Annotated in this window: 10 protein-coding genes; 5 read left to right on the forward strand and 5 right to left on the reverse strand. The window is 59.7% G+C overall.

Annotation, left to right across the window (positions count from 1 at the left end):
- Window positions 1-2: 2 nt before the first annotated feature.
- Window positions 3-2,225, forward strand: coding sequence for a polyphosphate kinase 1 (gene ppk1, locus FBY04_RS21015; protein ID WP_084320276.1), 2,223 nt, complete (start codon window positions 3-5; stop codon window positions 2,223-2,225).
- Between the two features lie 103 nt (window positions 2,226-2,328).
- Here ppk1 and ppx read toward each other — a convergent pair whose 3' ends face one another.
- From ppx to FBY04_RS21040, 5 genes are all read right to left on the reverse strand, one after another.
- On the reverse strand, window positions 2,329-3,831 hold the full coding sequence (gene ppx / locus FBY04_RS21020; protein WP_084320278.1) for an exopolyphosphatase: 1,503 nt from the start codon (window positions 3,829-3,831) through the stop codon (window positions 2,329-2,331).
- A gap of 234 nt (window positions 3,832-4,065) precedes the next feature.
- A complete protein-coding gene (locus FBY04_RS21025) occupies window positions 4,066-4,803 on the reverse strand; it encodes an amino acid ABC transporter ATP-binding protein (RefSeq protein ID WP_145316681.1) in 738 nt (245 codons plus the stop codon).
- The gene (locus FBY04_RS21030; protein ID WP_084320282.1) at window positions 4,790-5,440 is read right to left on the reverse strand and encodes an amino acid ABC transporter permease; all 651 of its coding nucleotides are present in this window, start codon (window positions 5,438-5,440) and stop codon (window positions 4,790-4,792) included. Before FBY04_RS21030 ends, FBY04_RS21025 begins: the two co-directional genes overlap by 14 nt.
- Complete coding sequence (locus FBY04_RS21035; protein ID WP_084320284.1) at window positions 5,437-6,105, reverse strand: amino acid ABC transporter permease; 669 nt, start codon at window positions 6,103-6,105, stop codon at window positions 5,437-5,439. The genes FBY04_RS21030 and FBY04_RS21035 overlap by 4 nt, the downstream gene beginning before the upstream one ends.
- 21 nt (window positions 6,106-6,126) lie before the next feature.
- Window positions 6,127-6,912, reverse strand: coding sequence for a transporter substrate-binding domain-containing protein (locus FBY04_RS21040; protein WP_084320286.1), 786 nt, complete (start codon window positions 6,910-6,912; stop codon window positions 6,127-6,129).
- 255 nt (window positions 6,913-7,167) lie between these two features.
- Here FBY04_RS21040 and FBY04_RS21045 point away from each other — a divergent pair, with 255 nt between their 5' ends.
- The 4 genes from FBY04_RS21045 (at window position 7,168) to FBY04_RS21060 (ending at window position 11,931) form a co-directional block, all read left to right on the forward strand.
- Window positions 7,168-7,875: a FadR/GntR family transcriptional regulator gene (locus FBY04_RS21045; protein ID WP_084320288.1), complete on the forward strand. Its 708-nt coding sequence runs from the start codon at window positions 7,168-7,170 to the stop codon at window positions 7,873-7,875.
- A gap of 120 nt (window positions 7,876-7,995) precedes the next feature.
- Entirely contained in the window at window positions 7,996-8,325 is a 330-nt protein-coding gene (gene trxA / locus FBY04_RS21050; protein WP_003206727.1) for a thioredoxin TrxA, read from the forward strand.
- Between the two features lie 250 nt (window positions 8,326-8,575).
- A complete protein-coding gene (gene rho / locus FBY04_RS21055) occupies window positions 8,576-9,835 on the forward strand; it encodes a transcription termination factor Rho (RefSeq protein WP_007942421.1) in 1,260 nt (419 codons plus the stop codon).
- Between the two features lie 140 nt (window positions 9,836-9,975).
- Window positions 9,976-11,931: an acyltransferase family protein gene (locus FBY04_RS21060; RefSeq protein ID WP_145316683.1), complete on the forward strand. Its 1,956-nt coding sequence runs from the start codon at window positions 9,976-9,978 to the stop codon at window positions 11,929-11,931.
- Window positions 11,932-11,936 lie beyond the last annotated feature (5 nt).

The raw sequence follows: 11,936 nt of genomic DNA on the forward strand, positions 1-11,936 counted from the left end.
CGATGAATACCGAAGGACTCACTGAAGTTGCAGTACAAGAGGCTCAACCCGTGGTGGAGCAAATCGCCGAAACCCCGCCGGAGCTGGAGCCTGCTCCACCCGCGGTAGTGGTCGAAACCGCGCCGGCGGCGCCAGCGATTGTTGTTCCTGGCCTGGATGACAGCAGCCTGTACATCCATCGCGAGCTCTCGCAACTGCAGTTCAACATCCGCGTGCTGGAACAGGCGCTGGATGAGTCCTACCCGTTGCTGGAGCGGCTGAAGTTCCTGCTGATTTTCTCCAGCAACCTGGATGAGTTCTTCGAAATTCGTGTGGCCGGCCTCAAGAAGCAGATCACCTTCGCCCGTGAACAGGCCGGCGCCGATGGTCTGCAACCGCACCAGGCCCTGGCCCGGATCAGCGAACTGGTGCACGGTTATGTAGACCGCCAGTACGCGATCCTCAATGACATTCTGTTGCCGGAACTGGAGAAACATCAGGTCCGCTTCATCCGTCGCCGTTACTGGACCACCAAGCTCAAGACCTGGGTTCGCCGTTATTTCCGCGACGAGATCGCGCCGATCATCACTCCGATCGGCCTCGACCCGACGCACCCGTTCCCGTTGCTGGTGAACAAGAGTCTGAACTTCATCGTCGAGCTCGAAGGCATCGACGCCTTCGGTCGCGATTCCGGTCTGGCGATTATCCCGGCACCGCGTCTGCTGCCGCGAATCATCAAGGTGCCGGAAGAAGTCGGCGGCCCTGGCGACAATTATGTATTCCTGTCGTCGATGATCCATGCGCACGCCGATGACTTGTTCCAGGGCATGAAGGTCAAGGGCTGCTACCAGTTCCGCCTGACCCGAAACGCCGACCTTGCCGTCGACACCGAAGACGTGGAAGACCTGGCCCGCGCGCTGCGCGGCGAGTTGTTCTCCCGTCGTTACGGTGATGCGGTGCGGCTGGAAGTGGCCGACACCTGCCCGAAACACCTGTCCGACTATTTGCTCAAGCAGTTCAACCTGCACGAGACCGAGTTGTACCAGGTCAACGGCCCGGTCAACCTGACCCGCCTGTTCAGCATCACCGGCCTCGACAGTCAGCGCGATCTGCAATACCTGCCGTTCACTCCGCAGATCCCGAAACTGCTGCAGAACAGCGAGAACATTTTCAGCGTGATCAGCAAGCAGGACATCCTGCTGCTGCACCCGTTCGAGTCGTTTACGCCAGTTGTCGATTTGTTGCGCCAGGCTGCAAAGGACCCGCACGTATTGGCGGTCCGCCAGACGCTGTACCGCTCCGGTGCCAACTCGGAAATCGTTGATGCGCTGGTTGATGCGGCGCGTAACGGCAAGGAAGTCACTGCGGTGATCGAATTGCGCGCGCGGTTCGACGAAGAGTCCAACCTGCAACTGGCCAGCCGTCTGCAAGCGGCCGGTGCGGTGGTGATCTACGGTGTGGTCGGCTTCAAGACCCACGCCAAGATGATGCTGATCCTGCGTCGCGAGGCTGGCGAGATTGTGCGTTACGCGCATTTGGGGACGGGTAACTACCACGCCGCCAACGCTCGTCTGTATACCGACTACAGCTTGCTGACCTCGGACGACGCCTTGTGCGAAGACGTCGGCAAACTGTTCAGCCAGCTGATCGGCATGGGTAAAACCTTGCGCATGAAGAAGCTGCTGCACGCGCCGTTCACGCTGAAGAAGGGCATGCTCGACATGATTGCCCGCGAGACCCAGTTCGCCCTCGAGGGCAAGCCGGCGCACATCATCGCCAAGTTCAACTCGCTGACCGATCCGAAGATCATCCGTGCGTTGTACAAGGCCAGCCAGTCGGGCGTGCGCATCGATCTGGTGGTGCGTGGCATGTGCTGCCTGCGTCCGGGCATCGCCGGGGTTTCGCACAATATCCATGTGCGCTCGATCATCGGTCGCTTCCTGGAGCACACGCGGGTCTTCTACTTCCTCAATGGCGGTGACGAGCAGATGTTCCTGTCCAGTGCCGACTGGATGGAGCGCAACCTCGACAAGCGCGTCGAGACTTGCTTCCCGGTGGAAGGCAAGAAACTGATCATGCGGGTCAAGAAGGAGCTGGAGCTTTATCTCACCGATAACACTCACAGCTGGAGCCTGCAGGCGGATGGTCGTTACATCCGCAACACACCGACCGGCAACCAGAACCCGCGCAGTGCGCAGGCCACGTTGCTGGAGCGGTTGGGCAGTCCAATCCTGGCCGTGCGTTAACCCACACGCTGCATAAAAAAATGGCGATCCCTGTGGATCGCCATTTTTTTTAGTTCCGCCTGAGTAACCTGTGGCGAGGGAGCAAGTTCCCTCGCCACCGTGTTTAACGGACGTTAAGGACGAACCCCACCCGAGTCAGCCATTCTGCCTCCAGGGCGAAGTCAGCCTGGGTCAGCTGGTTTTCGTCCAGCCAGTTTTCCGGGAACTGCACGTCCAGGCTGTGGCCATTGGCGTGCAGCACCACCTGAGGCATTTCCTGGGTGCCGCGGATGTGATGGAACAGGATCGCAAAGCGCAGCAGCACGCAAAGGCGAATCAGCTTGATGCCGTCGTCGCCAAAATCGGCAAACCGGTCCTTGGGAATATTGCGACGGTGGCCACGCACCAGTAGCGCAAGCATCAGTTGGTCTTCGCGGGAGAACCCGGCCAGGTCCGAATGCTCGATCAAGTACGAGCCGTGTTTGTGATACTGATAGTGAGCGATGTCCAGGCCCACTTCATGGACCTTGGCGGCCCAGCCCAGCAACTCGCGCCAGACGCCGTCATCCAGATCCCAATCCTCGGCCACCTGATCGAAGGCATGCAGCGCCTTGCGCTCGACCCGTGCCGCTTGTTCCAGATCGACGTGATAACGCTCCATCAGCGAGCTGAGCGTGCGTTCACGGACGTCTTCATGATGATGACGGCCCAGCAGGTCATAGAGCACGCCTTCGCGCAGCGCGCCTTCACAGTGGTCCATGCGCTGGAGTTCGAGGGCATCGAAGATCGCTTCAAGAATTGCCAGGCCCGCCGGGAAAATCGCCCGGCGATCAGGCTTGATGCCCTCGAAGTCGATTTTCTCGACGTCGCCGAGTTTGATCAACTTGCGCTTGAGCCACGCCAGGCCCTGGGCGTTGACCTCGCCCGTGCCATGACCGCCGGCCTTCAGCGCCAGGCCAATGGCACGGATGGTGCCCGAGGAGCCGATGGCTTCATCCCAGGTCAGGCGGTGCAGGGCGTGTTCGATGCTCATGATCTCCAGCCGCGCCGCTGTGTAGGCCTGGGCGTAGCGCGCCGGAGTGATCTTGCCGTCCTTGAAATAGCGCTGGGTGTAACTGACGCAGCCCATTTGCAGGCTTTCGCGCAGCAGTGGCTCGAAGCGCTGGCCGATAATGAATTCGGTACTGCCGCCGCCAATGTCGGCTACCAGGCGTTTGCCCGGCGTGTCGGCGAGGGTGTGCGACACGCCGAGATAGATCAGGCGCGCTTCTTCACGACCGGAGATAACTTCCACCGGGTGGCCGAGGATTTCTTCGGCGCGGTGGATGAATTCATTGCGGTTACGGGCTTCACGCAGGGCGTTGGTGCCGACGATCCGTACGGCGCCCTGGGGCATACCGTTGATCAGTTGGGCGAAGCGCTTGAGACAATCGAGCCCGCGCTGCATGGATTCTTCGCTGAGCTTGCGCTCTTCGTCGATGCCGGCGGCCAGCTGAACCTTCTCCCCGAGACGCTCGAGAATACGGATTTCGCCGTTCTGGGCCTTGGCCACGACCATGTGAAAGCTGTTGGAGCCCAGGTCGATTGCGGCGATCAGGGACAGATTCTTGGCTTGGGATTGCGGCATGGTCAGGGGGTCTCGGTCGATAACCCGGACATCGTGCCACGATCAAAGGCTGACGCCAACGCGTAGGCGTTATTGGAACCTGCGATCTTTTGGCGCGGGAGCATGTGCAGTGCCGCTGATGGCCTCTTCGCGAGCAAGCCCGCTCCCACAGTTGACCGAGTTATCCCGACGGACGCGGCCAACTGTGGGAGCGGGCTTGCTCGCGAAGACGGCCTCACAGGTATTGAAGATCTTTCAGGCTGTCGCCTCGACCGTCCCGATGAAATTCGCCAACTCCGCCGTCTGCGGATTCGCGAACAAAATCTTCGGATCCCCCACCTCATGCACCTTCCCCAGGTGCATGAACACCAACTTATCCCCAACCTCCCGGGCAAAGCGCATTTCATGGGTGACCATGATCAATGTCATGCCTTCTTTGGCCAGTTGCCGGACCACGCTCAGCACCTCATTGACCAATTCCGGGTCCAGCGCCGAGGTGATCTCGTCGCATAGCAACACCTTCGGCGACATCGCCAGCGCTCGGGCAATTGCCACCCGCTGTTGTTGCCCGCCGGACAGTCGATCCGGGAACGCATCAAACTTCTCCCCGAGCCCGACCCTCTCCAGCATCTCCCGCGCCAACTCCGCCGCTTTGGCCTTGGGCACTTTTTGCACCACCTGGGGCGCGAGCATCACGTTTTCGCCTACGGTCAGGTGCGGGAACAGGTTGAACTGCTGAAACACCATCCCGACCTTCTGTCGCAGACTGCGCAAGTCGGCGCGGGCGGCATCGAGGTATTCGCCGTCGACCTCGATCACGCCGTCGTTGATCGACTCCAGACCGTTCAACGTGCGCAGCAACGTCGATTTGCCCGAGCCGCTGCGGCCGATGATCGCCACCACCTGGCCTTCCTCGACGCTGAGGTCGATGCCTTTGAGCACATGGTGGTCGCCGTAATATTTATGCAGGGCGGAAATTCTAAGCAGAGGCATGCAGTCTCCTTTCCAGGTAGCGCGCACTGAGGGACAAGGGGTAGCAGAGCAGGAAATAGCCGAGGGCCACGAGGCCGTAGACCATGAACGGTTCGAACGTCGCGTTGGCGAGCATGCCGCCGGTCTTGGTCAGCTCGGTAAAACCGATGATCGACGTGACGGCAGTGCCTTTGACCACTTGCACCGAGAAACCCACGGTGGGCGCCACGGCGATGCGCAAGGCTTGCGGCAGGATCACGTAACGCAATTGCTCCAGCGGGTTGAGTGCCAGGCTTGACGAGGCTTCCCACTGACCATGAGGGATCGACTCGACGCAACCGCGCCAGATTTCCGCCAGGTAAGCGCTGGTGAACAGCGTCAGGGCAATCGCTGCCGCCATCCATGGCGAAATCTCCAGGCCGGCCAATGCCACACCGAAAAAAACCAGAAACAACTGCATCAGCAGTGGCGTGCCCTGGAACAACTCGATGTAGGTGCGGGCGAAACTGCGCGGCAGGGCTTTCTTTGAAATGCGCATGACCATGATCAGCAAGCCGATCAACCCGCCGCCGATAAACGCCACCAGCGACAGCGCCAGCGTCCATTGCAGGCCCGTGAGCAGGTTGCGTACGACGTCCCAGAAGGTGAAATCGCTCATTGGCCACTCCTCGCTATGTATCGACGGCCGATCCAGTTCAGCAATTGGCGGATCAGCAGCGCCATGCACAGGTAAAGCAACGTGGTCAGGGCGTAGGTTTCAAAGGCGCGAAAGTTGCGCGACTGAATGAAGTTGGCGGCAAAACTCAGCTCTTCGGTGGCGATCTGCGAACAGACCGCCGAGCCGAGCATGACGATGATGATCTGGCTGCTCAACGCCGGCCACACTTTGCCCAGCGCTGGCAGCAGGATCACGTGGCGGAAGGCTTCGAACCGGGTCATCGCCAACGCCGCAGCGGCTTCCAGTTGTCCGCGGGGAATCGCCTGGATGCCGGCGCGGATGATCTCGGTGGAGTAAGCCCCGAGGTTGATCACCATCGCCAGCACCGCCGCCTGCCATTCGGAAATCTGCAGGCCCAGCGATGGCAAACCGAAGAAAATGAAAAACAGCTGCACCAGAAACGGTGTGTTGCGGATCAACTCGACGTAGACCCCGAAAATCGCCGAGAACGGGCGGATATTCCAGGCCCGCACCAGCGCCCCGACGATGCCCAGGCCCACGCCGAGCACCGCGCCGATGGCCGTCAGCTCAAGGGTGAACAGCGCACCGCGCAGCAGCAGGTCGGTGTTTTGCACCACCGGTATGAAGTCGAACTGATAAGACATATCAAGTCTCCCGAGCGACGATCAGAGATCGGCCGGCAGTGGCTCTTTGAGCCAGGTCTGTGAATTCTTTTCCAGCGCACCGTCGGTCTTGGCAGTGGCGAGGATCTGGTTGACCTTGCCCAGCAGCGCCGGCTCGTTCTTGTTCACGCCCACGTAGACCGGCGAATCCTTGAGTTTCACTTTCAATGCCGGCACGCGTTTCGGGTTTTTCTCACTGATCGCCACCATCACCACGTTGCCGCTGGCGATCAGGTCGACCTGGCCGGCGAGGTAGGCGGCGATGGTCGAGTTATTGTCCTCGAAGCGCTTGATGGTCACGCCTTCAGGCGCGACTTTGGTCAGCTCGATGTCTTCGATGGCGCCACGGGTGACGCTGACGGTTTTGCCCTTGAGGTCGTCCAGGCCTTTGATATCGGCATCCGGCGGACCGAACACGGCGAGGTAGAACGGTGCGTAGGCGCTGGAGAAGTCGATGACTTTCTCGCGTTCGGGGTTCTTGCCGAGGCTGGAAATCACCAGATCCACTTTGCCGGTGGTGAGGAACGGGATGCGGTTGGTGCTGTTGACCGGCGTCAGTTCGAGTTTGACCTTGAGCTGGTCGGCCAGCAGTTTCGCGGTGTCGATATCGAGGCCGCGGGGTTTCATGTCCGGGCCGACCGAGCCGAACGGCGGGAAGTCCTGAGGCACGGCCACCTTGAGGACGCCGCGTTTGACCACCTCCTCCAGGCCATCGGCGTGGGCGGGCATCTGGCTCAGCATCAGGCTGGCAAACAGTGAAGCGAGGAGGGCGCTGTAACGCAGGGTCATGGCAAATCTCCGGATCGGCGAGGAAAGAATTCTGCGGATCGACAGAGCACGGGCCATGCCAACATCGGGTTTTAGCGGTGCTAAGCCACGGTTTTGCTGGCGTTGTACGGTCTTACTGGTCTGAACAGTCGCGCCGCGTTACGCACTCCGATAGCGCATCTTCGACCCTCGCCGAACCCCAGTGGGGCACGACTTGCCGGGCGCCACGAATAGCTTTAAAACTAGCCGCTCATTCGCCTGGTTCATCTGAAAACCATGAACTCGATCTCTCGAGCCGTACCTGAAGTGGCGCTGCAAGCCATCCGCAAACTGATCACCGAGCAAGGTTTCGGGCCGGGGGATGCCTTGCCCTCGCAACGCGACCTGGCGGTGCAGTTGGGGGTGAGCCGGGCGTCGTTGCGGGAGGCGTTGTCGTCATTGAGTGCGTTGGGTGTGATCAGCATTCAGCCGGGCAAGGGCGTGTTCGTGCAGGCGCCGGTGGAATTGCCTCGATCCGATGCGGCACCGGGCTGGCCCTTCGCGGCCCAGGCTTCGCCGCTGGATATCTTCCAGTTGCGTTATGCCCTTGAAGGTTTTGCCGCCGGTCTCGCTGCCGTGACCTTGAGCACCGATGAGCTCGATGCTTTGGAGGACAACGTCGCCGCGATGCGCAATGAATTGAAGGTTGGCGATTTTGAGGCGGCGGCACGCCTGGACTTCGAATTTCACCGGCGCATCCTGCTGGCCAGCGGCAATCAGGCGATGCTGAGCATTCTCAGCGCCAGCGCCGACATCTTTCTGGAAAGCCAGAAGCTACCGTTCATCCGGGCAGAGCGGGCCATGGAAACCTGGCAGGAGCATCGCAAAATCCTCCGCGCGCTGGCCCGGCGCTCGTCCGGCGCGGCGCAGAAGGCCATGCACGAACATGTGCGCAACGCCGCCCTGCGTACCGGCATTGCCTTCGTCGCTCCCGCCACGTCCTGACTTGAGCTATACCCAAACTCATGCACCACCATAGCGAGACTCAATCATCTGCACCTTCCTGAACGAAGGAAGGGCGGCTATGATGGGCCACGTTTTTTTGCTTACAACCTGGAGACTTCCATGAGCAGCGATCTTATCAAACACGTTAGCGACGCTAGCTTCGAGGCCGACGTACTCAAGGCCGAAGGCGCTGTACTGGTCGACTACTGGGCTGAATGGTGCGGCCCTTGCAAAATGATCGCTCCTGTTCTGGACGAGATTGCTGAAACCTACAAAGGCAAGCTGACCGTTGCCAAACTGAACATCGACGAAAACCAGGAAACCCCGGCCAAGCATGGCGTGCGTGGTATCCCGACCCTGATGCTGTTCAAGAACGGCAACGTTGAAGCGACCAAGGTCGGCGCACTGTCGAAGTCGCAACTGGCTGCTTTCCTCGACGCCAACATCTAAGCGTCGTTTGTAAAGTGTCCGAAAAAAGGCCCCGCATATTGCGGGGCTTTTTCGTTATTGAGGGCTAGACGCTCCGAAACTCAGGTGTTACATTCGGCCCCGCACTGGTTTCTCCACTGCCCCCTGCTAGCCGTCGCCGACGCACTCCTTTTCGAATAAGTACGCGATCCTGTCGCCTTCTCTGCGGCGCGGCCTCATTAAGCCAAAAGCTTAATTTCCCCCCCTCCATAAATGATTACGTCATTCCTATATGAATCTGACTGAACTCAAGCAAAAGCCGATTACCGAACTGCTCGAATTGGCCGAACAGATGGGCATAGAAAATATGGCCCGTTCGCGCAAGCAGGACGTGATTTTCTCCCTGCTCAAAAAGCACGCTAAAAGCGGCGAGGAAATCTCCGGTGATGGCGTGCTGGAGATTCTCCAGGACGGCTTCGGCTTCCTGCGCTCCGCTGACGCTTCCTATCTCGCCGGCCCGGACGATATCTACGTCTCGCCGAGCCAGATCCGCCGATTCAACTTGCGCACCGGTGACACCATAGTTGGCAAGATCCGCCCTCCGAAGGAAGGCGAGCGTTATTTCGCGCTGCTCAAGGTCGACACGATCAACTACGATCGTCCCGAGAACGCGAAAAACAAGATTCTCTTCGAGAACCTGACCCCGCTGTTCCCGACTGTGCGCATGAAGATGGAAGCCGGTAACGGTTCCACCGAAGACTTGACCGGTCGTGTCATCGACCTGTGCGCTCCGATCGGCAAAGGCCAGCGCGGTCTGATCGTTGCACCGCCGAAAGCCGGTAAAACGATCATGCTGCAGAACATCGCGGCGAACATCGCACGTAACAACCCTGAAGTTCACCTGATCGTATTGCTGATCGACGAGCGTCCGGAAGAAGTGACCGAAATGCAGCGCACCGTGCGTGGCGAAGTGGTTGCCTCGACGTTCGACGAGCCGCCGACCCGCCACGTGCAGGTTGCCGAAATGGTGATCGAGAAGGCCAAGCGCCTGGTCGAACACAAGAAAGACGTGGTGATCCTGCTCGACTCCATCACCCGTCTGGCTCGTGCCTACAACACCGTGATCCCGAGCTCCGGCAAAGTGCTCACCGGTGGTGTCGATGCCCACGCCCTGGAGAAACCGAAACGTTTCTTCGGTGCTGCACGGAACATCGAAGAAGGCGGCTCGCTGACCATCATCGCCACCGCGCTGGTTGAAACCGGCTCGAAGATGGACGAAGTGATCTACGAAGAATTCAAAGGCACGGGCAACATGGAACTGCCGCTGGATCGTCGTATCGCTGAAAAACGTGTCTTCCCGGCCATCAACATCAACCGTTCCGGCACCCGCCGCGAAGAGTTGCTGACCGCCGACGACGAGTTGCAGCGCATGTGGATCCTGCGCAAGCTGCTGCACCCGATGGACGAAATCGCCGCCATCGAGTTCCTGGTCGACAAGCTGAAAACGACCAAGACCAACGACGAGTTCTTCCTGTCGATGAAACGCAAGTAACACGCAGTCCGCTGCAAAGAAAGCGTCCCTAACCGGGCGCTTTTTTTTTGTGCATGAGATTTGTGTCTTGATTGATAACTTTCATGCCGCCACGATGTCCCTTTCGGATCGTTTTTGTATCAGATACGACAAGGGATGTTATGCACACATTTGGCAGTCGCCGTGACATTGACGGCTTGCGGGCTCTGGCCGTTATTCCGGTCGTGCTCTTTCACTTCGGTTTCAGCACGTTCAGCGGTGGCTTCGTCGGTGTTGATGTTTTCTTTGTCATTTCCGGATTCCTGATTACCAGCATCCTGTTCCGCGACATCAGCGCGCAGCGTTTCAGCTTCGTCGATTTCTGGGCGCGGCGCGCCCGACGCATCATTCCGGCACTAAGCGTGGTGCTATTGGTGACGTTGGCACTCGGCTGGTTGTTGCTGACGGCCAAGGACTTCTCCGAGCTGGGAAGGACGGTTCGTTATCAGTCGCTGTTCATTTCAAACATTCTGTTCATGCGCGAAGACGGTTACTTCCAACCCGCGTCGGATTTGAAACCGTTGCTTCATACCTGGTCCCTGGCCGTTGAAGAGCAGTACTACATCTTCTTTCCGCTGCTGATGGTGTTGTTGATGCGCCATGTTCGCCATTGGCGCTGGATGCTGTTTGCTGTGTTGTTGATCTCTTTCGGGCTGAACATCGCCTATATCGAGCGCAAACCCGACGTGGCGTTCTTCTCGCTGCCAACGCGTGCCTGGGAGTTGTTGTGCGGGGCCATGCTCGCGGTTCTGCCAGCGCGCAAGCACGCTGTTCGACCCTGGCTCGCCCAGTCTGTGGGTGCGGCCGGGTTGGGGGCTGTTCTACTGGCGGTGTTCACGTTTGACCGGGGTACGGTGTTTCCAGGCTGGGCCGCGTTGTTGCCGGTACTCGGTGCCACCGCGCTGATCTGGTCGGGCGGCCAGGGTTCGACCTGGGCCGGCCAGCTGTTGAGTGCGCGTGTTTTTGTCTGGATCGGTTTACTTTCCTATTCCTTGTATCTGTGGCACTGGCCGGTCTACGTCTACGCCAATGCCATTTCCATCGATGGTATTCAGCCCTGGGAGGCTGCTGGCTGGATGTTGCTGGCGCTGGGCCTGGCCTGGTTGAGCTGGCGCTTCGTCGAGTTGCCGTTCCGTGAAAAGCGCCTGCTGGCCGGACGCAAGCCCGTGCTGGTCGGCGGCTTGATAGCGATGGCTGTCCTCGCGGTGACGGGTTCCGTCGTGCGTTCGCAAGAGGGCTTCCCTCAACGTCTGACCGGCAAAGCGCTGGAATATGCGCAGGCTCGGGAATGGCAGGCCGGGCAGATGAAATGCATGCTGGTGACCAAGGACAAGAAATTCGACAAGGCTTGTCTGCTCGGTGGCAACCCAGAGGTCCCGGCGACCCGACTGGTCTGGGGTGACAGCCACGCTGCGGCGCTGATGCCGGCGATCGAAAGTGGTGCCAAGCGTGAGGGGCGCCCGGTGTGGCTTTACAGCATGAGCGCCTGCCCGCCGATCCTCAGCGATGACCCGCGCCAGCGCTGCAAGGACTTCAACGAACAGACCATGGAGCAGGTTCGTCGCCTGCAGATCAAGGATGTGGTGCTGGCATCCAACTGGAGTCTTTACGTTTACGGGCGTGAAGACGGCGATAAAAAGGTCTTACTCAACGCCCACGACAATACGGCCCAGGCCGAGGCGCGCATGGCCTTGGCGATCGAAGCGCGGGTGGCGGCGATCAGGGCCGCGGGCGCGCAAGTCTGGCTGTTCAAGGAAGTACCGCTGCAGCGCAAGGGTGCGATCAGCCGATTGACGAGCCTGGCCCGGATCGGGCGTTCCGCCGACGGACTGGGGCGGCCGCTCGAAGAGCACCTGGCTCGCCAGCATTTTCTCAGCCGCTTGTTCGATTCGATGAGCGCCGCCGACCCTGGTGTGCATGTCATTGATCCAACGCCACTGATGTGTGCGGACCAAGTCTGCAGCATCGAGGTCAATGGTCATTCGAAGTACAAGGATGAGGACCATCTTTCGGACACTGGCAGCGCCCGACTGAGCCCGCTGTTTACGCCGATGCTGCTGGGTGCAAATCACAATTGATCGTG

Source organism: Pseudomonas sp. SJZ080 (assembly GCF_007828295.1).
Lineage (GTDB): Bacteria > Pseudomonadota > Gammaproteobacteria > Pseudomonadales > Pseudomonadaceae > Aquipseudomonas > Aquipseudomonas migulae_A.